The sequence below is a fragment of the Eubacterium sp. AF19-12LB genome, assembly GCF_003479125.1.
In the GTDB taxonomy this organism is placed as follows: Bacteria; Bacillota; Clostridia; order Lachnospirales; family Lachnospiraceae; genus Eubacterium_U; species Eubacterium_U album.
Genome location: NZ_QUGP01000006.1, coordinates 177,535 through 197,761, shown reverse-complemented (window position 1 = coordinate 197,761; position 20,227 = coordinate 177,535). Strand labels below are relative to the sequence as shown.

At 31.7% G+C, this 20,227-nt stretch carries 16 protein-coding genes; 11 read left to right on the top strand and 5 right to left on the bottom strand.

Going from position 1 to position 20,227, the window contains the following annotated elements:
- The first annotated feature begins 20 nt into the window (after nucleotides 1-20).
- The 3 genes from DWX29_RS08015 (at nucleotide 21) to DWX29_RS08005 (ending at nucleotide 2,552) form a co-directional block, all read left to right on the top strand.
- Nucleotides 21-278 (top strand): heavy-metal-associated domain-containing protein, encoded by a 258-nt coding sequence (locus tag DWX29_RS08015; RefSeq protein ID WP_022087918.1) that lies wholly within the window; start codon nucleotides 21-23, stop codon nucleotides 276-278.
- 310 nt (nucleotides 279-588) lie between these two features.
- Nucleotides 589-1,269 (top strand): LytTR family DNA-binding domain-containing protein, encoded by a 681-nt coding sequence (locus DWX29_RS08010; RefSeq protein WP_022087919.1) that lies wholly within the window; start codon nucleotides 589-591, stop codon nucleotides 1,267-1,269.
- Nucleotides 1,269-2,552: a GHKL domain-containing protein gene (locus tag DWX29_RS08005; protein ID WP_022087920.1), complete on the top strand. Its 1,284-nt coding sequence runs from the start codon at nucleotides 1,269-1,271 to the stop codon at nucleotides 2,550-2,552. The genes DWX29_RS08010 and DWX29_RS08005 overlap by 1 nt, the downstream gene beginning before the upstream one ends.
- A gap of 898 nt (nucleotides 2,553-3,450) precedes the next feature.
- Here DWX29_RS08005 and DWX29_RS08000 read toward each other — a convergent pair.
- Nucleotides 3,451-4,311, bottom strand: a complete 861-nt coding sequence (locus DWX29_RS08000) for a patatin-like phospholipase family protein (RefSeq protein ID WP_118565576.1) — start codon at nucleotides 4,309-4,311, stop codon at nucleotides 3,451-3,453.
- A 346-nt stretch (nucleotides 4,312-4,657) separates the two neighbouring features.
- Here DWX29_RS08000 and DWX29_RS07995 point away from each other — a divergent pair, with 346 nt between their 5' ends.
- Nucleotides 4,658-4,900, top strand: coding sequence for a DUF3006 domain-containing protein (locus DWX29_RS07995; protein ID WP_147339812.1), 243 nt, complete (start codon nucleotides 4,658-4,660; stop codon nucleotides 4,898-4,900).
- A gap of 179 nt (nucleotides 4,901-5,079) precedes the next feature.
- Here the strand turns inward: DWX29_RS07995 and DWX29_RS07990 are convergent, their stop codons facing one another.
- Nucleotides 5,080-6,519, bottom strand: a complete 1,440-nt coding sequence (locus tag DWX29_RS07990; protein ID WP_022087923.1) for a TrkH family potassium uptake protein — start codon at nucleotides 6,517-6,519, stop codon at nucleotides 5,080-5,082.
- 9 nt (nucleotides 6,520-6,528) lie between these two features.
- Nucleotides 6,529-7,887, bottom strand: a complete 1,359-nt coding sequence (gene trkA, locus DWX29_RS07985) for a Trk system potassium transporter TrkA (protein ID WP_022087924.1) — start codon at nucleotides 7,885-7,887, stop codon at nucleotides 6,529-6,531.
- Between the two features lie 399 nt (nucleotides 7,888-8,286).
- Between trkA and DWX29_RS07980 the strand changes: the two genes are divergently transcribed.
- From DWX29_RS07980 to DWX29_RS07960, 5 genes are all read left to right on the top strand, one after another.
- Nucleotides 8,287-8,649 (top strand): metalloregulator ArsR/SmtB family transcription factor, encoded by a 363-nt coding sequence (locus DWX29_RS07980; RefSeq protein ID WP_022087925.1) that lies wholly within the window; start codon nucleotides 8,287-8,289, stop codon nucleotides 8,647-8,649.
- A 55-nt stretch (nucleotides 8,650-8,704) separates the two neighbouring features.
- Nucleotides 8,705-8,923, top strand: a complete 219-nt coding sequence (locus DWX29_RS07975; protein WP_022087926.1) for a cation transporter — start codon at nucleotides 8,705-8,707, stop codon at nucleotides 8,921-8,923.
- A 134-nt stretch (nucleotides 8,924-9,057) separates the two neighbouring features.
- Nucleotides 9,058-10,923 (top strand): heavy metal translocating P-type ATPase, encoded by a 1,866-nt coding sequence (locus tag DWX29_RS07970; protein WP_118565575.1) that lies wholly within the window; start codon nucleotides 9,058-9,060, stop codon nucleotides 10,921-10,923.
- A gap of 319 nt (nucleotides 10,924-11,242) precedes the next feature.
- Complete coding sequence (locus tag DWX29_RS07965; protein WP_022087928.1) at nucleotides 11,243-11,554, top strand: DUF6110 family protein; 312 nt, start codon at nucleotides 11,243-11,245, stop codon at nucleotides 11,552-11,554.
- Nucleotides 11,555-11,696: 142 nt separating this feature from the next.
- On the top strand, nucleotides 11,697-13,778 hold the full coding sequence (locus DWX29_RS07960) for a heavy metal translocating P-type ATPase (RefSeq protein WP_118565574.1): 2,082 nt from the start codon (nucleotides 11,697-11,699) through the stop codon (nucleotides 13,776-13,778).
- Nucleotides 13,779-13,961: 183 nt separating this feature from the next.
- Here the strand turns inward: DWX29_RS07960 and DWX29_RS07955 are convergent, their stop codons facing one another.
- Nucleotides 13,962-15,635 carry an alpha-glucosidase gene (locus DWX29_RS07955; protein WP_118565573.1) on the bottom strand — a complete coding sequence of 558 codons (1,674 nt, stop codon included), beginning with the start codon at nucleotides 15,633-15,635 and terminating at the stop codon, nucleotides 13,962-13,964.
- A gap of 195 nt (nucleotides 15,636-15,830) precedes the next feature.
- Here DWX29_RS07955 and DWX29_RS07950 point away from each other — a divergent pair, with 195 nt between their 5' ends.
- A complete protein-coding gene (locus DWX29_RS07950) occupies nucleotides 15,831-16,721 on the top strand; it encodes an AraC family transcriptional regulator (protein ID WP_243053246.1) in 891 nt (296 codons plus the stop codon).
- A 5-nt stretch (nucleotides 16,722-16,726) separates the two neighbouring features.
- Here the strand turns inward: DWX29_RS07950 and DWX29_RS07945 are convergent, their stop codons facing one another.
- Nucleotides 16,727-17,605: an AraC family transcriptional regulator gene (locus tag DWX29_RS07945; RefSeq protein WP_118565572.1), complete on the bottom strand. Its 879-nt coding sequence runs from the start codon at nucleotides 17,603-17,605 to the stop codon at nucleotides 16,727-16,729.
- Between the two features lie 130 nt (nucleotides 17,606-17,735).
- Between DWX29_RS07945 and DWX29_RS07940 the strand changes: the two genes are divergently transcribed.
- Complete coding sequence (locus tag DWX29_RS07940) at nucleotides 17,736-19,988, top strand: glycogen/starch/alpha-glucan phosphorylase (RefSeq protein ID WP_118565571.1); 2,253 nt, start codon at nucleotides 17,736-17,738, stop codon at nucleotides 19,986-19,988.
- The last annotated feature ends 239 nt before the right edge of the window (nucleotides 19,989-20,227 follow it).

The following is a 20,227-nucleotide window of genomic DNA, read 5'->3' as shown; positions in this document are numbered from 1 at the left end:
TATGAGAAAGAGGCATAATTATGTATAAAACAGTTGTAAAAGTAGATGGAATGATGTGTGGAATGTGTGAAAGTCATGTTAATGAGGCTGTAAGAAAAGCAGTACCATTAAAAAAAGTAACATCTTCTCACGGTAAGGGAATAACGGAAATTATTTCAGAAGACAAGATAGATGAAGAGGCTGTAAAGAAAGCTATTGATGATACAGGATATAAGGTATTGTCGATAGAAACACAACCATATGAAAAAAAGAAGTTTTCATTATTTGGAAGAAAATAATAAATCAGAGATACCTGAAATTACACAAAAAAGTGTTTTTTTAGGTATTTTTTATAGAAACAACATATTTATATAAAGATTTTATTTTGATAGATTAAAAAAGTAGGAAAAAGTAATAAGTAATCGGAAAAGTCGATAAAAAACAGTTGAAGATATTTGTATTTATATTAAAATATATAGTAGGGTATTTTAATAAAATAATGATGGGTCGCAAGATGCAATTGGCATTGTGTATGCATTATAGATACGAAAAATAAAAATAATACAAACAGATAAAATATAGACGATTTTTATTTAGGAGAAATGAAATATGTTTATAGGAATATGTGACGACGATAATATAATGAGGGAAAGAATAGAGAGAGTATGTAAAGACGTCACGAAGAAATACAACGAAGAAACAATTATAAAAAAATATAAAGACGGACAGGAAATTACTGATCAGAACATAGATATTTTAATACTTGATATCGAAATGCCTATGGTAGGTGGTATTGCAGTAAAAGAAAAATTAGAGAATGCAAAGAGTAATACAGTAATTATTTTTGCAACGAGCCATGAAGAGATGATGGCTCAGGCATTTGGAGTAAATGTTATTGGATTTGTTACAAAGAAATACATAGAAGATCAGTTGCCGGTAGTTTTAGAGAGAGCTTTAAAGATAGTAAGAGGAACAGTTCTTATAGAAGGCATAGACAGTAGAAATATTGAATACATTAAATCAGAGCATATTTATTGTAATTTGTATCTTACAGACGGACAGGAATTTTTACTGAGAGAAAGTATGAAAGCCTTAGAGGACAGATTGGAAACTGTAGGATTTATAAAGATTTTCAGAGGATGTCTGGTTAACATGGAACAGGTGGAAGAAATGAAGAATGGTAAAGTGTATATGCATGGAGGAACAGTTCTTCAGATTAGTAGCAGATTAAAAGCGTCTGTTGAGAAAAAATACACCAGCTTCTGTATAGAGAATGCGAGGTTTTGCTAATGATTTATGGATTAAAGGTGTTAAGCACATTTTTAAGCTTCATTAAATACATAGTATTTCCAATTGGCATTATGGGATTTAATTTGCGAAAGAGTAAATTAAGATATGCAATAATACCTATTTTAGGTTTGACGGCTGCTTATTTGTTTAATGTAAATAAGCCTACTGTTACAGCAGAAGTTATATTTCAAATAGTAATTCTTTTAGTGCTGTTTGATGAAAAAATACAGACTATTATAAGAGGATTCATTATAGAGTTTGTTTTAGTATCGCTTATAGATTTAATGGTTTGGCTGATACTGGTTGGAATTACTTCACTTGGAAATGATTATGCTGATTATGAACGAAAAATTTATATCTATGGTAATTGCATAGGAGTTATAGTAATTTTTATGGCAGCAATATTTTTGTATAAACGAAGAAAAGATATTGCTGAGGTAATAAGGAATATAAAGATTAAAGAACTTATTTTTGTTATCGCTGTAATGGGAACTTTAGGAATTGTAGTTGCATGTATTCAGGGTGCTTATTTAGGTGAAATGACATTGAGCATTCAAAGAATGGCAATGATTGTAGCAGTTATATTTTTAGTCATAATAATTGCAATGAGTGTTATGTTTGTGTATGTAGTAAACTCAAGAAAAATCTTAATGGAAATTAATGATTTGAATGAAGAGTGTATGAAATACCAAAAAAATTATTATGAGAGACTTATAACGGAAGATAGTGAATTAAGGGCTTTCAGGCATGATGTTAATAAGCATTATAATGCAATATCAGCATTGTTAAATGAAAATGATGTTGAGCAGGCAAGAGACTATGTAAATGAACTAATAAATAGAAAAGATGTACATTTTACGTATAAGACAGGAAATGTGGTTGCGGATTACATTATTAATGGCGAAGTACAGGCAATCAAACAGGAAAATGGTGATGATGTTAAAATTCAGATTCTTGGAAAATTCCCACAGTCAGTAGGAATAGAACAAACTGATTTATGTATTATTCTGGCAAATTCATTGGATAATGTTAAAGAGGCTTTTAGTCGATTTGAAGGAAAGAAAGAATTAGGAATAACAATTCAGAACCACAAAAAGAGAATAATTTTAAAAATAGAAAATACATCACAGCCGGTGGATGTGAAAAATATAAATACATCAAAGAAGGACAAAAAGAACCATGGATATGGTATTTCAAACATAAGGAGGGTAGTGGATAAATATAACGGCACAATGCAAATCAAATATGTTGATGGCAGATTTTTGTTAGAAATGCTAATTTAATTTTATTGAACGGGTCGTGAATATAAAGGTTAGCGGATAAAGTAAGTTGATGATTAATTAAAGATAGTAAGAAGGTTATGTAGAAGTAGATGTGTTAGGAACGAAAATGATTAAGTTAAGAACAGAAAACTTACACTCGTAACAGATTTTACTACGTTAAGAACAAAAAAACTGCGTTAAGAACATATGGATTGCAGTTAAAAGAAATATTAGATACAATTAAATTCAGAAAGAAACAAACAAGTAAGTTTGGAAGAGGTAAAAGATATGTTTATTGATACATGTGCAATGGATACAATTTGGAGAATAATTAAATTTTTCTTCAAATAGAATAAGTTTAACAGATACGATTTGAAAACATTAATTTCAATCGTCAACAAATAATTAACAATTAGAAGGTACACGTTGAGTGTAGCATTTGGAAATATATGTATTGGGACTAATAAGAGACAGGTTTTCCGTATGAGGTGTATACAAAATAATAATGTAATTGGGGAATTACAAGTGGAACGACCTGTTCACTAAAGAAGCCTTTCAAGTAGAGTAATCTATTTGAAAGGCTTTTCTTGTTATACGCAATGAGCCAAATACTTTCAGCTTTTTGCTTGCAAAAAAAGCTGAAAGTATTTGGCGAATGCATAATCACTGAGAAGAAGCGAAGCGGATTCGAAGTGATTACATGGCGAAGCCATGGGTATAACAAAAAAAGATAAAGAGTAAGAGTCGGCGAATGCATAATCACTGAGAAGAAGCGAAGCGGATTCGAAGTGATTACATGGCGAAGCCATGGGTATAACAAAAAAAGATAAAGAGTAAGAGTCGGCGAATGCATAATCACTGAGAAGAAGCGGAGCGGATTCGAAGTGTTATGAACGGCGAAGCCGTGCGTATAACAAAGTTATTTCAAAGCGTCTTTAATTTTAGGAATCATCTTTTTGCCGTAAATATATCCGGCTTTTATACAATCATTAATCATATTAAAAGTTAAAAGACCGGCATTTTTATCAAGTGAAGGTTCAAGTAAAAGTCGTTCTCCCTGAGAAAGGCATGTTTTCAAATTGTAAGACATAATAGAAAAAGAATGAGAGAGAATTTCAGTAATAGAATTGTTGTGAGGAGTTTTATAATCTACACCAATGTCAACAGCAATAATTTTGTCAACGCCTGTGGACATTAAAAGATTTACCGGAAGGTTGTGGGTGACACCACCATCAACCAGGTAGTACTTGCTCATTTTGACAGGACGAAATATTCCGGGGACAGAGCAACTTGCGGTAATAATGTCACATAGTTTTCCGTTAGTTTTCCACACTACATTTTCTAGAGGAGATTTTACTTTGGAATTAGTAAAAGCAATCGTATTGCCAGAAATTAAATCTACAGCAGGAATTACAAGTTGAGTATTTAAGTCAGAAATTTCTTTACCATCAGTATAAGAGCAAAGAAAGTTATTAAGTTTATGCCCTTTTAATAACCCCGTTAAATGCTGCTTGCGACAAGTTAAAAATTGAGGAAAAAATAAAAGCATTCCAATAATATCCGGGTCTAATATAGTAGTTGGGTGAGAAGTTAAAATCTGGGCAATTTTTTGCATGGTATCAATAGAAATATTTGCAGCATATAAGCCTGCGATAATACTTCCGGCACTCGTTCCTGCGATTGAAGAGGGCAACATATTTTCTTCAGCGAGAGCCATTAAAATTCCGATGTGAGCGCTTCCTCTTGCACCACCACCAGATAAAGCTAATCCGTAATCCATTTTAAATCCTTATACTAAGTATAAATTAAATATATGTTTAAAAAAGCAAAAAAGAACTGAAATGTAATGTTTATTATAATTTTTGAAAAGAGAAAAAATTTATATTATTAAAAGTAAAAATGCTAATAAACATATTGTTCCTGATTATGCCGTTCTTGAAAATGAATATAAAAAATAGTATACTTACTATAATTAATTGTAAAATGTCGAGATTTAATTTATGCAATAGTAATTTATTCTATAAGATATTTACAATTAATAGGTAAATTTATAGTATAGATGTTGCAAAACACAAAGGTAATTCTAATCATTGTGTTTTGAAATGCAGGAAGGGACGGACTAAAAAGTGAAGCTGATAATAATGAGATTTGAGGACGCAATGGTAGTTTGTGAAGACACGAATGGAAAAGAGTACGTTATTCAGAAAAAGAAGATTCCGGAAGAAGCAACAGAAGGAAATGTAATAAAGAAGGGAATAACGGGAAAATATTCTATGGACACAGATGAAGAATTTCTTAGAAAACATCGTATGGAAAAAATGAATGAAAAAGAAGAAAAAGTTATTGTTGAACCGTCGATATACAGTTGATAATAAAAACAGGCACTGCAAGTGAGCCGACTCTAAAAAGTTATAACTGGAATTTTAACTTTTTGGGGGTCTGTTCAGTATGTAGTGCCTGTTTTGTATAAGGATATTAAACGTAATACTTATACGTTCTATGAATGTTTAACTGCAAATTCAATTTATTTTAAAACATACATTTCGAACTATTGTCTTTTCCACGAAATTGGTGCAAAAAGCATTAACATAGGGAAAATTTCAAGTCGTCCGGCTAACATATCAAACATTAAAATAAATTTTGAAAAATCAGAAAATATTCCAAAATTACGGGTAGGTCCAACAAGTTCTAATCCGGGACCAATATTATTTAATGTGGCAGCTACGGCTGTGAAATTAGTTGTGAAGTCTAAATTATCAATGCCGATAAGTAAAATTGAAAATGCCAAAATAAATATGTATGCAACCATAAAAATATTTGTTAAACGTACTGTTTCATGTTCAATAGGTCGTTTGTCCATAGTTATTTTTTTGACTCCGCGAGGATGAACAATAGTAAATAATTCTTTTTTTAATGTTTTGATTAATATTAAAAGTCGTGAAACCTTAATACCACCACCTGTACTTCCGGCACAGGCACCCATAAACATTAGCATAATAAGAATTGTTTTGGATACTTGTGGCCATAAATCAAAATTTGTGGTCGAAAATCCTGTTGTAGTAATAATTGAACCAACCTGGAATGCCGCATGTTTTAATGCTTCACCTATAGTTGGGAAAAAACTACGAATATTAAAAGTAATAATTCCTATAGTTGCAAAAATTACTAAAAGGTAAGCTTTTAATTCTTCAGAATGTAGTGCCTGTTTAAATTTTTTACATAAAATAAGATAGTATATATTAAAGTTTAAACCAAATAATATCATAAAAACAGTTACTATAATCTGAATCGATGAGTTATATCCGGTTATACTGTCATTTTTTATTCCAAATCCACCTGTACCGGCAGTACCAAAAGATGTAGTTAAAGCATCAAATAACGGCATACCTGATATAAGAAGAAGTAGTACTTCAATAAAAGTCATAACAGTATATATCCCATATAAAATCATTGCAGTATTTCTAACTTTTGGTACAAGTTTTTCAACAGAAGGTCCGGGACTCTCTGCTTTCATAAGATACATTCGCTGTCCACCACGCATTGGGAGAATCGCAAGTATAAAAACCAGAACTCCCATACCACCAATCCAATGCGTAAAGCATCTCCACATATTATTACAATAGGATAAAGATTCAACATCAGATAAAATACTTGCTCCTGTAGTTGTGAAACCGGAGATGGTTTCAAATAAGGCGTCTACCATTGAAGGTATCTCTCCACTTATAACAAATGGAAGACAACCAAATATACTTAAAATTACCCAGCTTAATGAAACTGTTATGTAACCTTCTGTTGCATAAAATTCTGTATCTTTTGGTTTCTTGTGACTAAGAATAGTACCAATAATCAGACACATAGCAATGGTAATTACATAAGAGTATGCTGATTTTTCAGAATAAATTATGCCCACAATCAAAGGCAGACACATTAATATGCCTTCAAGTTTTAATACAATTCCTAAAATATATCGTATAATTGAATAATTCATGACTTTATGTTAATCCTCCAAAATATCCCTAGCGTCTTTTAAGCCTAAAAGAGTTGTAACTATAATCATTGAGTCACCAGGAGCAATTACATCATCTCCACCCGGAATAATTAATTTATCATCACGGGTTATACAACAAATTAATACACCCTTTTTTATATTAAGGTCTTTCAAAGGAACACCTGTCAGTTTTGATTTCTCGGCAATGTTAAATTCCAAAGCTTCAACCTTATCGTCACATAATCTATATAGAGTAACGATATTACTTCCAATGGCATTTTGCTTTGCACGTACATATTGTAAAATTCGTTCAGTACAAAGATTTTTAGGATAAATAACACTGTCTAAATTTAAATTATGAACCACTTCAGTTAACTGTGAACGATTTATTTTTGACACAACTTTAGTTTTTACTCTCTTTTGAGCAAATAAAGCAAGAAGTATATTTTCTTCATCATAATTAGTTAATGTAACTAATGCATCAGTCTGATCAATTCGCTCTTCAATAAGAAGAGTATTGTCTGTTCCGTCACCGCAAATGATAGTAGCATTAGGTAGCATTTCACACAATTCCTGGCAACGTGCAGGGTCATGTTCGATTATTTTTACTGAAATCTTTAACTTCAAAAGCATTTGTGCTAAATATACAGCAATTTTTCCACCACCAACAATCATCGCATTTTTAACTTCGTGAGTATGGAAATTAATAAAATGGAAGAAGTCAATGGTTGTCTGTCTAGAAGACATCATTGATACAACATCTCCTGATTTTAAAACAAAATCACCTGTTGGGATTGTTACTTCATTATCCCTTTCAATAGCACATATAAGAACACCTGCAAATATACGGGATGATAAATCTTTTATATGTACATTATCAAGAACAGAATCCTTAGGAATTCTAAAACGAATCATTTCAGCTCGTCCTTTTGAAAATAGATCAACATCAATTGCATTTGGAAAACACAAAATACGTGAAATTTCAGTTGCTGAAATAAATTCAGGATTAATAATCATGGATAATCCTAATTCTTCCTGAAGAAAATGACGTTCTTTGTTATATATAGGATTTCTGACTCTGGCAATTGTGTTACAGTTGCTTCCTTTTTTTGCAATCATGCAGCATAAAAGATTTACTTCGTCAGACTTAGTTACAGCGATTAATAAATCAGCATATTCAAGACCGGCTTCCTGTAAAACGCTATAACTTGCACCGTTACCGATAATTCCCATAACATCATAAGTGTCAGCTAACTTGTGAACAACATTTCCATCAATGTCAACAACGCAGATACTATTATCCTCTTTGCTCAACTGTGCAGCCAGATTTTTTCCAACTTTACCACAGCCAACTATGATTATATTCATTTTCCGTACCAAACCTTGTAAAAACAAGACACAAATCAAAGATTAGACAATGACTTGTATTTAAAATCCTTTCTTAATATTAGTTTAAAACTATCAACAAAAATGTTTAAACTTAATACAAGAAACCTATAATTAGTTTGAATAATTATAAGTTCCTTGCGTCAAAGATTATAACATAGTTAGATTGGAAAGTATAGGATATTAGATAAACAAAAAAATCGACTGAAAAGGAAAGAAAAGAACTATTGTGAAAATAACGGGAGTGAGCAGAAAATCAATATTAATATAGTAGATTATTTAATAGCATTAAAGAAAAAAATATGTTGACAGAAATGAAAAAAAAATATACTATAAACATATGAACAATTATTCATATGTTTGGAGAAAGGTGGAATTAGAATGATAAATCACAATGTAGAATGTTGCGATGAATGTAAGACTCATGAAGACTTGTTGAAAATCGTTAATGATAATATGCCTGATGAGGATGAATTATATGATTTGGCAGAGTTATTTAAAGTATTTGGCGATTCTACAAGAATTCGTATACTTTTTGTATTATTTGAATCAGAAGTATGTGTATGTGATTTGGCAGAAACTTTGAATATGACTCAGTCAGCCGTATCTCATCAGTTGAGAATTTTAAAGCAGGCTAAACTTATTAAGAATAGAAGAGAAGGTAAATCAATTTTCTATTCACTTGCAGATGGTCATGTGAGAACGATAATTTCCCAGGGAATTGAACATATAGAAGAAAAATAAATATATTAGAGATTAGAGAGTTAGTACTAAAGCATTAGTGGAAAGGATGTTAATTATGAAGAAGAAATTTAAATTACAGGATTTGGATTGTGCAAATTGTGCAGCAAAGATGGAAGATTTAATTAAGAAAATTGATGGAGTAAATGATGCATCTGTAAGCTTTATGACACAGAAGATGATGGTTGATGCAGACGATGCAAGATTTGATGGCATTATGAAAGAAGTAGTAAAGGTTTGTGCAAAGGTAGAACCTGACTGCAAGATTTTATTATAATTGTCCATAGTTATAAAGCCGGCAGATTTTCAATGCATAAGTCAAAGAAAGTTACCGGCTTTATAAATAGAAATTAGAAAAGACAGTTTTTGATTATACATCCGTAAAATAAATACGGAAGAATGGAGCATGTTATGAGTGAAAAGCAAAAAAAGGTGTTAGGACGAATAATAGCAACATTAATTTTATTTGTAGTTCTTCTTGTATTAGATAAAACAGGAAAGTTTGATGATGTAAATAAGTGGATATTATTTGTTATTTATCTCGTACCATATATTATTATTGGATATGACATTGTTTTTAAAGCGTTTAGAAATATAAGTCACGGACAGGTGTTTGATGAAAACTTTTTGATGATGATTGCTACATTTGGTGCATTTGGAGTTGGTGAATATTCAGAAGCAGTAGCAGTTATGTTGTTTTATCAGGTAGGTGAATTGTTCCAGGCATATGCCGTTGGTAAATCAAGAAAGTCAATTTCAGATATGATGGATATTTGCCCGGAATATGCAAATATTGAAACTGAAAACGGATTAGAACAGGTCGATCCGGATGATGTTGAGGTAGGAAGTATTATAGTAATTAAACCGGGTGAAAAAGTACCTCTTGATGGAGTTGTAGTTGAAGGAGAGTCATTTGTTGACACTGCAGCTTTAACAGGTGAGTCTGTTCCAAGAAAGGTTAGTGCAGGTGATGAAATCATAAGTGGCTGTGTTAACGGAAGTACGACTTTAAAAGTAAAAACTACAAAGGAATTTGATGACTCTACAGTAGCTAAGATTCTTGAATTAGTAGAAAATGCAAGCAGTAAGAAAGCTCGAGTTGAAAACTTTATTACAAGATTTGCAAAGTATTATACACCTGTAGTTACTATTGGTGCAGTTGCTTTGGCAATAATACCGCCTTTGTTTTGTGGTGGACAGTGGGGGGATTGGATTCAGAGGGCTTGTATATTCCTTGTAATCTCATGTCCATGTGCTTTAGTTATATCAGTTCCGTTGGGATTTTTCGGTGGAATTGGAGCTGCTTCTAGAATTGGAATACTTGTAAAGGGAAGCAATTATTTAGAAGCATTGGCAGAAATGTCAACAATAGTATTTGACAAGACAGGAACTCTAACTAAAGGTGAGTTTAAAGTATCAGGGATAAATGCAGTCGGATGTAGTGAAAAGGAATTGTTGGAAGTAGCAGCATATAGTGAATCGTATTCGACACATCCTATTGCTGAGTCTATTAAAAATGCATATGGAGAAAAAATAGATACATCAAAACTTCAGAATGTTGAAGAAATTGCAGGGCATGGAATACATGCACAGTTTGCAGGAAAAGATGTTTTTGTTGGCAATGAAAAACTGATGAATAAACAAAACATTTCCTATGAAAAATGTGATGCAATTGGGACAATAATTTATGTAGCGATTGATGGCAAATTTGCAGGCTCACTAGTAATTTCTGATGAAATAAAAGAGGGCGCTAAAGAAGCTATTGCTGATATGAAACATGTTGGTGTTAAAAAGACAGTAATGCTTAGCGGAGACCAGAAGGAAATAGTTGAAAGGGTGGCAAATGAACTTGGAATTGATGAGTATCATGCTCAATTGTTACCGGCAGACAAAGTAGACCGTGTAGAAAAACTTCTTGAACAAAAGAACGAAAAGGATAAAGTAGCATTTGTTGGTGATGGAATTAACGATGCTCCTGTACTCACAAGAGCTGACATAGGTATTGCAATGGGAAGTATGGGAAGTGATGCGGCAATTGAAGCAGCGGACGTTGTATTAATGGATGATGATGTTACAAAAATTGCCTCAGTTGTGAAAATATCAAGAAAAACACTTTCTATTGTAAAGCAAAACATTGTATTTGCGTTAGGAGTTAAAGCATTAGTGCTTATATTAGGAGCTTTTGGCGTTGCAAATATGTGGGAAGCAGTATTTGCAGATGTAGGCGTATCGGTTATAGCAATACTTAACTCGATGCGAACATTAAAAGAAGAATAGATGAATAAAATGAAAAACTTGACCGGTTAAATTTTGACCATGTTTTTTGAGTTTAAAGATAATATATAAAAAAATAAGTATATAAAAATTATACAGGAATAATATGGTGCAAATTTGTAATTAATAATTTATTACCATTTATTGACACAAAAAAACAAGTGTGCTATAAAATGAGTTAGAAACAAATAACTACAGATAGATGGTTGAAACGTTTTAGTAATGCTTTGCATAATAGGGCAATAAAATGGATTGCTAAATTTTAATAAGTTTTACAATAGTTTTGAAGTCTTAAGGTAGCAGTAGAATTAGGAGGAGAAAAATGTTAGACATATTAAAGAAAATTGATATTAAGAAAACAGGAATTTTTGCAGCAGGTGTATTGTTTGGAACAGCAGGTGTAAAAGTTTTAGGAAGTAAGGATGCTAAAAAAGTATATACAAACTGTACAGCAGCAGCTCTTAGAGCTAAAGATTGTGTTATGAAGACAGCTACAACAATTCAGGAAAATGCAGAAGATATTTATGCAGAAGCTCAGCAGATTAATGAAGAAAGAGCTGCAGCAGAGGAAGCAGAAAATATTGAAGATGAATTTGAAGATGTAGTTGAAGATACAACAGAAGATGCAGAGTAAATTTGAAGTTAATAGTTTATAACTTATTAAATTACATAAATGCAGATAAAAATAACTTTATATCGAAATAGGTACTATGAAAGCAGCGAGGGCAGGGAATAACTGCTTAAGTTGCTTTTTATAGTTGTATGGAGGCACAAAAATGAAAGTTAAAATAATGCATGAAATAAAAGGTCGTATACGTTTTCACGTCATTCAAAATAGAATGTCATATGAACAGGCAGACATACTACAATATTATTTTTCTATGGGAAAGAATATTACTCATGTAAATGTTCAAAACAGAACAGGTGATGTAACTGTATGTTATCAGGTAGACAGGGAAGAAATAATTAAAATGATTAAGACATTCTCTTATGAGAATGTAGAAGTACCAAAGATTTTTCTTGAAAATTCAGGAAGAGAATTGAATGAAAAATACAAAGAAAAACTTATAAATAAAGTAGTTCTTAGATATAGTTCAAAGTTATTTATTCCATATCCTATAAGAGCAGCCATATCAGTTGTTAAATCGACAAAATATATTAAACATGGAATACAGACACTTCTTAAAGGAAAAATTGAAGTACCGGTATTGGATGCGACAGCAATAACAGTTTCTATGCTTAGAGGAGATATGGAAACGGCAGGCTCGGTAATGTTTTTACTTGGAATAGGTGAGATTCTTGAAGAGTGGACTCACAAGAAATCTGTTGATGATTTAGCAAGAAGTATGTCACTTAACATTGATAAGGTATGGCTTGTTGGCAGTGATGGAAAAGAAATCCTTGTAGATTCAAATAAGATAAAGGCAGGGGACAAAGTTATAGTACATATGGGAAATGTTATTCCGTTTGACGGTACTGTTACAGATGGAGAAGCTATGGTAAATCAGGCGTCAATGACGGGAGAATCACTTCCGGTACAAAAGGAAAAAGACAGTTCGGTATATGCAGGAACAGTTGTTGAGGAAGGAGAACTTACAATTTGTGTTAAAGAAGTAAGTGGTTCAGGAAGATTTGATAAAATTGTAACGATGATTGAAGAGTCAGAAAAACTCAAGTCACAGGTAGAAGGAAAAGCAGAACATTTGGCAGACAGACTTGTTCCATACACTTTGCTTGGAACAGGTGTAACATGGCTTGTTACAAGAAATGTAACAAGGGCATTGTCAGTGCTTATGGTTGACTTCTCGTGTGCATTAAAGCTTGCGATGCCGATATCTGTATTGTCAGCCATTAGAGAGGCAAGTATTTATAACATAACCGTAAAGGGTGGTAAATATCTTGAAGCAATAGCAGAAGCAGACAGTATTGTGTTTGATAAAACAGGCACACTTACAAAGGCACAACCTACAGTTGTAGATGTTATTTCATTCAACGGACAGTCTCAGGATGAATTGTTAAAAATTGCAGCGTGCTTAGAAGAACATTTTCCACATTCTATGGCTAAGGCTGTTGTAGATGCAGCAGCAAAGAAAGGCCTTGAACATGAAGAAGAACATACAAAAGTTGAATATATAGTTGCTCATGGTATTTCTACGTTTTATAACGGAAGAAAAACAATTATAGGAAGTTCGCATTTTGTGTTTGAAGATGAAAAATGTGTGGTCCCAAAAGGAATGGAAGAAAAGTTTAATAATTTGCCATTACAGTGTTCTCATCTGTATCTTGCAATTGAAAATGAACTTGCAGGCGTAATTTGCATAGAAGACCCATTAAGGGATGAAGCAGAAGCAGTAATTAATTCGTTGAAAAAAGCAGGATTAAGTAAGGTCGTTATGATGACAGGTGATAGTGAAAGAACAGCTTCAGTTATAGCAAAACGTGTTGGTGTGGATGAATATTATTCAGAAGTACTTCCGGAAGACAAAGCTAAATTTGTAGAAAAGGAAAAGTCACTTGGCCGAAAAGTTATAATGATAGGTGATGGTGTAAATGATTCACCGGCGTTATCAGCGGCAGATGTAGGAATTGCAATAAGTGATGGCGCTCAAATTGCACGTGAAATAGCAGATGTTACAATAGGTGCTGACAGTTTATATGAAATCGTAACATTAAAGGCAATTAGTAATGGGCTAATGAAGAAAATTCATAAAAACTACAAAGATATAGCAATATTTAACACAGGATTAATTGTTCTTGGAGTGGCAGGAATTATTCAGCCTACATTAGCAGCACTTTTGCATAATACATCAACTTTATTAATAAGTTTGCGCAGTATGCAGAATTTATTAGATGACTAATAAGTTAAAACAATAACAATTATGTTTGGTCAAAAGTTTACAACTGTGATGGATACGGATTGGTATATAGTATTTTATAAAAGTGAAAAATTCAAGGCTCTAAATCTTAAGAAGTAAAGTTTAGAACCTTGAATGATGAACTTTAAGAAAATTATATAAACCAATCCTTTTTATTATTACAGTTTAATTATCACACTCTAAAACAAGAACTTCACAGCTTTCAAGGCTAATAGAGGTAGTCGGTAGAGAACTCCTGCCTTTATTAGAAAGAATAATGTGTTTAAAGGAATATTCAACGGGAACGGTAGCAGTATCCTTTCCAAAGTTTGCAATAACAAGTATACGTTTGTTATTAAATACACGATAATAAGCCATAACTGTTTCAGTGTTTTCATATGCAGGAATAAATTCGCCGTAAGTAAATGTTTCTATATATTCAGGAGATTTGCGCACTGACACTAATTTTTTGTAGTAGTTAAGCACAGAGTCAGGATTTTTTTCCTGGTTTTCAACATTAATTAGTTTATAATTTGAATTTACTTTTAACCAAGGTGTACCACTTGTAAAGCCTGCATTATTACAAGAACTCCACTGCATAGGTGTTCTTGCATTGTCACGGCTCATTTTACAGCAAGCAGCTAACGCGTCTTTGTTATTAAGTCCGGCTTTTCTTGCAATGTAATATTGGTCTATTGTGTTTATGTCGTTAAATTCATCAATGCTTTTCCAAATGGCATTTTGCATTCCAATTTCCTGCCCCTGATAAATAAATGGAATTCCACGAAGCAAAACACTTATTGTCCCTAGCATTTTTGTACCATCAGCGTTTCTGGCATATTCAGGTAAAAATCTTGATACTCCACGAGGTTCGTCATGGTTTTCTATAATATTTGCTTCAAATCCAACCTTTTGGACATCAAGTTGTGAGTTAATGATGGTTTCACGCCACTTCTTAAAAGTGATGTCAGGTGAATAATACCAACCATGCTTACTGTCACTAAGGCACTGCGCACTGAAATCAAAAATAGTTGAGAAATATCCGTTTTCGCCAATAAACTTATTAAGTTCAGATTTGTTTAAATTAAAAGCTTCGGCAACAGTAAATGCTTCATATTTCTCAAACGTGTTTTTCTTTAAGTCGTCTAACAATTCGCCTATTCCATCAACACTCTCTATCATGCGCCAACATCCTGACAAGCCATCAGGACCGTCAGGTCCAAAATCAGGAAAATCAAGGTCTTTTTTGATATTCATAATTGCATCAATTCTAAACCCGGCAAGACCTTTTTCAAGCCACCAGTTTACCATATCAAAAAGTTTTTGTCTTAGAATTGGATTTTCCCAATTTAAATCGGGCTGTTCTTTTGCAAACATATGTAAATAATATTTATCAGTTCCAGGTACAGGTTCCCAACAACTACCACCAAAATATGAACGATAATTGCTAGGTGGATTACCATTTTTGCCTTCTCTGAAATAGAAATAATCAGCGTATTCGCCATCAGGGTCAGCTAAAGCTTTCCTAAACCATTCATGTTGATCAGAACAGTGATTTATAACTAAATCCATTATAATGTACATATTACGTTTTTTTGCTTCAGAAAGTAATTCATCAAAATCTTCCATAGTTCCGAATTCTTTGGCAATAGAATAATAGTCAGAAATATCATAGCCCTGATCAATAAAAGGTGACTTGTAAATAGGAGAAAGCCATATAATGTCAATTCCTAATTCTTTTAAATAATCCAGTTTAGATATTATACCTTTTAAATCACCAATTCCATCCCCATTAGTATCAAGAAAACTTTTAGGATAAATCTGATAAGCAACCTTATCATGCCACCATTTTTTATTCATATAAATACCTCATTTTTACTAAAACTGATGCTTAGTAAATTCTTTCACTCATATAATGTAAATACATTGAAATATATGTATTATACTGCTATTATAAAAATAAAAAATGAAATTATCTTGCAGTATTTTAACAATATATAACACAATACTGCTATTGAAAATAAAATATATGAGTAATGATAAGAGGTAATAAATTTGAAAAAGGTACATACACTTGCGATAGATCAAAAAGAAGATGCTAAACATGGAGAAAGTTTTTTTCCTGTACAAAAATATATAACAAATCTTTCTTCAGAATACATGGGAGTAACTAACCATTGGCACGAAGAGGCGGAACTTACGTTGATTACAAGTGGAAAATGTATATATAAGATTGATTTAGTTGAATATGAAGTAGAAGAAGGAGATATTTTATTTGTTCCTCCATTGTTTTTACATTCAATAACATTAGGAAATAATAAAAAAGTAAGTTCTGAAACATATGTATTTCACCTGAAATTTTTAGGAGGAAATTCTACAGATATATGCTCGACAAGGTATCTTGCGCCTATTATGAATCAGGAGTTTTCCATGCCATACGTTATAAAACCAAATTATCCGGCATATGTATCTCTTAGAAAAATATTTAATCAGATTAATACAACATATGACGAATCAATAATTGGTTATGAACTTGCATTGAAATCATTATTTTTACAAACAATATTCTTATTGCTTCAATATAGTAAAAAGGTAGCGGTGCTGGAGACAGAAAAGGTGTCGGACAAGATAAAAAATGTACTTGATTATATTGAACTTCATTATTCTGAAACAATTACCGTGTCACAATTAGCTAAACTTTGTTATTTTAGTGATTATCATTTTATGCGATTTTTTAAAAAACATATGAATATGACTTGTGTTGAATACATTAATAATTTGCGACTTGAAAAAGCAGTCGAACTATTTGAAAAGGGAAACTCATCAATAATGGAAGTTTCATTATCTGTAGGATTTCACAATCTTTCATATTTTCATAGGGCATTTAAGAAAAAGTATCGCATGACACCTCTTTCTTTTATAAATGATTTGAAAAAATATAGTTAAAGTATTTAAGAATTGATATTTCTATATCTTCCCGGAGTAGTGCCGTATTTTTTCTTAAAGCATCTGTTAAAATAAGATAAATTCTCAAATCCGGTATTAACAGAGATATCAATAATATCATCAGAAGTTGTGGTTAATAATTTAGCTGCAACTTCTAAACGATAATCATTAAGATATTGTATAAAACTCATACCCATAGTTTCCTTAAAAAATTTCATGAAATAGGATTTACTGTAAAAGCAATGACCTGCAATTTCCTCTATAGTAATATTACTTTGAAAATTATCTGCAATATAAGTCAGAATAGACTTTACCTTATCAAGAGACTTTTTGCTGATGGGTTTAACTTCGTTTAAGCCACAGCTTGAAATTAAAATATAAAATATTTGGAACAGATGAGATTTGACTGATAACTGATATGCATATGGACGAAAATCACATAATCTGTCAATTTCATTAATTTGGGTAATAACAGGCTTATAATATTCAAAACAATCATTAATAACAGGATATATATTTAAACTCCCTGAAAGTAAGGACTGAACAAATTTATCATTACATAAATCATATCCTGAAGATTTAAGAAGACTCGATTTAAATAATATATTTTCATATTCCATAATATTATCTTCATTCTGACTTATTGAATGCAATTGACCTGGAAATACAAAAATTATATTTCCGGCTTCAACTGAGTATGATACTAAATTAACATTAACTATTCCACAACCTTTCTTTATTACTATAATTTCAACTTCATTATGCCAATGCAAATTAACAGATTTGAAATCTAAAGGAATAGAACAGAGATATGTGTTGTATGGGAAATCGTCCGGTGTATGAGTTTTAGTTTCGTGATATATCTTGTATTGATCTTTATTCATAAATAACCTCCAAAATAAAAAAAGGATAGTATTGTGCAAATAATCGAAAGAATAATGCAATAAATTATAAGATGACAATATTATAATATAAACACAAAAATAAAACCATAATATTTTAGGAGGTACAAAAATGCAACTTTCGGAAATTATTAAAACAGAATATAATAAATCAATTTCAGAATGTACAAACGAAGAGATTTATTATTCATTGCTTACTTTAGTCAAAAATATGGCTGAAAGTAAACAACATAAAAATTCTAAGAAGAAACTATATTATATTTCAGCGGAATTTCTTATAGGAAAATTGTTATCAAATAATCTTATAAATCTTGGAATTTATGATGATGTAAAAAAAGAACTTGCAGATAATGGGAAAAATCTATGTGAAATAGAAGAATTTGAAAAAGAGCCGTCTCTTGGAAATGGTGGGCTTGGAAGACTTGCGGCATGCTTTTTAGATTCAATAGCAACATTAGGCCTTAACGGGGATGGAGTAGGATTAAATTATCATTTTGGCTTGTTTAAGCAGATATTTAAAAATAATGCCCAGACTACAGTACCCGATCCATGGCTTACTAAGAAAAGCTGGTTAAATAAGACAGATGTAACATATAAGGTTAAATTTAAAGGAATGACTGTTACTTCAAGAATGTATGATATTGATGTTACAGGATATAACAGCACAACAAATAAGCTTCATTTATTTGATATTGAAAGTGTTGATGAAAACATTGTAGAAGACGGAATTAATTTTAATAAAGAAGATATAGAAAAGAATCTTACGTTATTCCTTTATCCTGATGATAGTGATGATGCAGGTAGAATTTTAAGAATTTATCAGCAGTATTTTATGGTATCAAGTGCGGCGCAACTTATTTTAGATGAATGTATTGAAAAAGGGTGCAAACTTTATGATTTATCAGACTATGCTGTAATCCAGATAAACGATACACATCCAACAATGGTTATTCCTGAACTTATTCGTTTGTTGGTAGAACGTGGATTAGAAATGGACGACGCGATAGAAGCAGTTACTAAGTCATGTGCATATACAAATCATACAATTCTTGCAGAGGCTTTGGAAAAGTGGCCTATTTCTTATTTGAAAAAGGCAGTACCTCAGCTTATGCCAATTATTGAAGTATTGGATGATAAGGTAAGAAGAAAATATGATGACAGCTCAGTTTACATTATTGACAGAGAAGAAAGAGTTCATATGGCTCATATAGATATTCATTATTCTTCAAGTGTTAATGGTGTTGCTTCACTTCATACAGAGATTTTAAAAAATATTGAATTAAATAACTTTTATAAGATTTATCCGGAAAAGTTCAATAATAAAACTAACGGAATTACTTTTAGAAGATGGCTACTTCATAGTAATCCGCAGCTTACAGAACTTATCATATCACTTATAGGAGACGGATATAAAAAGGATGCTACACAATTAGAGAAACTTTTAGAATATAAAGATAATGAAGAAGTGTTAAATAAAATACTTGAAATAAAAGACACTAAGAAAATGGAATTGAAAAATGTATTACGTGATAGACAGAATATTTCAATTAATGAAAATTCAATATTTGATATTCAGATTAAAAGACTTCACGAATATAAACGTCAACAGTTAAATGCTTTATATGTGATTCACAAGTATTTAGAAATTAAAGCAGGTAAAAAGCCAACAACTCCAATAACAGTATTTTTCGGAGCAAAAGCAGCTCCGGCATATATCATTGCACAGGATATTATACACCTTATTCTTTGCTTGCAGGAACTAATAAACAATGACCCTGAGGTTAATCCATATCTTAATGTAGTTATGGTTGAGAATTATAATGTTACATGGGCAGAAAAATTAATTCCGGCATGTGATATTTCAGAACAGATTTCACTTGCATCAAAAGAAGCAAGTGGTACAGGCAATATGAAGTTTATGCTTAATGGAGCAGTTACACTAGGAACTGAAGATGGTGCAAATGTAGAAATACATGAACTTGTAGGCGATGATAACATCTATATTTTTGGCGATTTAAGTGAAACTGTTGTAGAAAGATATGCAAAAGGAAGTTATAATGCAGCACAATATTATAATGAAAATGCAGAAATAAAAGAAGCTGTAGACTTTATAACAGGTAAGGAACTTATGGCAGTAGGTGATAAGGAACGTTTAGAAAGACTTTCTCATGAACTTATATGGAAAGACTGGTTTATGACATTCCCAGACTTCAATGATTATGTAAAGACAAGAGAGCAGGCATATGCTGATTATGAAAACAGATACGAATGGGCAAAGAAGATGCTTGTTAATATTGCTAAGGCAGGATATTTTTCATCAGATAGAACAATAGAAGAATATAACAGAGATATTTGGAAATTATAAAAATATATAGAAATATATAGAAATAAAAGTACCGTAAAATGGTTGGTTATAAAACTTTTTTACGGTACTTTTTTATTGCGTATTTGTCAGAAAAATAGACAGCAAAATGGCAAAAAAGAAAGTGTTTAACAAGAGTGACAAAATGCAGAAAAACTGTGGTAAATGTATAAAAAAGATATAAAAACGTTGCAATAGATGTGGAAAATGCACAAAAAATACACAAAAAATTAGCTAAAAGG

Excerpts from the sequence above, each read along its gene's own strand:
- DWX29_RS07965 (WP_022087928.1), top strand. The coding sequence starts at position 11,243 with ATGTTAGACATATTAAAGAAAATTGATATTAAGAAAACAGGAATTTTT.
- DWX29_RS07940 (WP_118565571.1), top strand. The coding sequence starts at position 17,736 with ATGCAACTTTCGGAAATTATTAAAACAGAATATAATAAATCAATTTCA.
- DWX29_RS08015 (WP_022087918.1), top strand. The coding sequence starts at position 21 with ATGTATAAAACAGTTGTAAAAGTAGATGGAATGATGTGTGGAATGTGT.
- DWX29_RS07955 (WP_118565573.1), bottom strand. The coding sequence starts at position 15,635 with ATGAATAAAAAATGGTGGCATGATAAGGTTGCTTATCAGATTTATCCT.
- DWX29_RS07960 (WP_118565574.1), top strand. The coding sequence starts at position 11,697 with ATGAAAGTTAAAATAATGCATGAAATAAAAGGTCGTATACGTTTTCAC.
- DWX29_RS07980 (WP_022087925.1), top strand. The coding sequence starts at position 8,287 with ATGATAAATCACAATGTAGAATGTTGCGATGAATGTAAGACTCATGAA.
- DWX29_RS07990 (WP_022087923.1), bottom strand. The coding sequence starts at position 6,519 with ATGAATTATTCAATTATACGATATATTTTAGGAATTGTATTAAAACTT.
- DWX29_RS07945 (WP_118565572.1), bottom strand. The coding sequence starts at position 17,605 with ATGAATAAAGATCAATACAAGATATATCACGAAACTAAAACTCATACA.
- DWX29_RS07970 (WP_118565575.1), top strand. The coding sequence starts at position 9,058 with ATGAGTGAAAAGCAAAAAAAGGTGTTAGGACGAATAATAGCAACATTA.
- DWX29_RS07975 (WP_022087926.1), top strand. The coding sequence starts at position 8,705 with ATGAAGAAGAAATTTAAATTACAGGATTTGGATTGTGCAAATTGTGCA.
- DWX29_RS08000 (WP_118565576.1), bottom strand. The coding sequence starts at position 4,311 with ATGGATTACGGATTAGCTTTATCTGGTGGTGGTGCAAGAGGAAGCGCT.
- DWX29_RS08005 (WP_022087920.1), top strand. The coding sequence starts at position 1,269 with ATGATTTATGGATTAAAGGTGTTAAGCACATTTTTAAGCTTCATTAAA.
- trkA (WP_022087924.1), bottom strand. The coding sequence starts at position 7,887 with ATGAATATAATCATAGTTGGCTGTGGTAAAGTTGGAAAAAATCTGGCT.
- DWX29_RS08010 (WP_022087919.1), top strand. The coding sequence starts at position 589 with ATGTTTATAGGAATATGTGACGACGATAATATAATGAGGGAAAGAATA.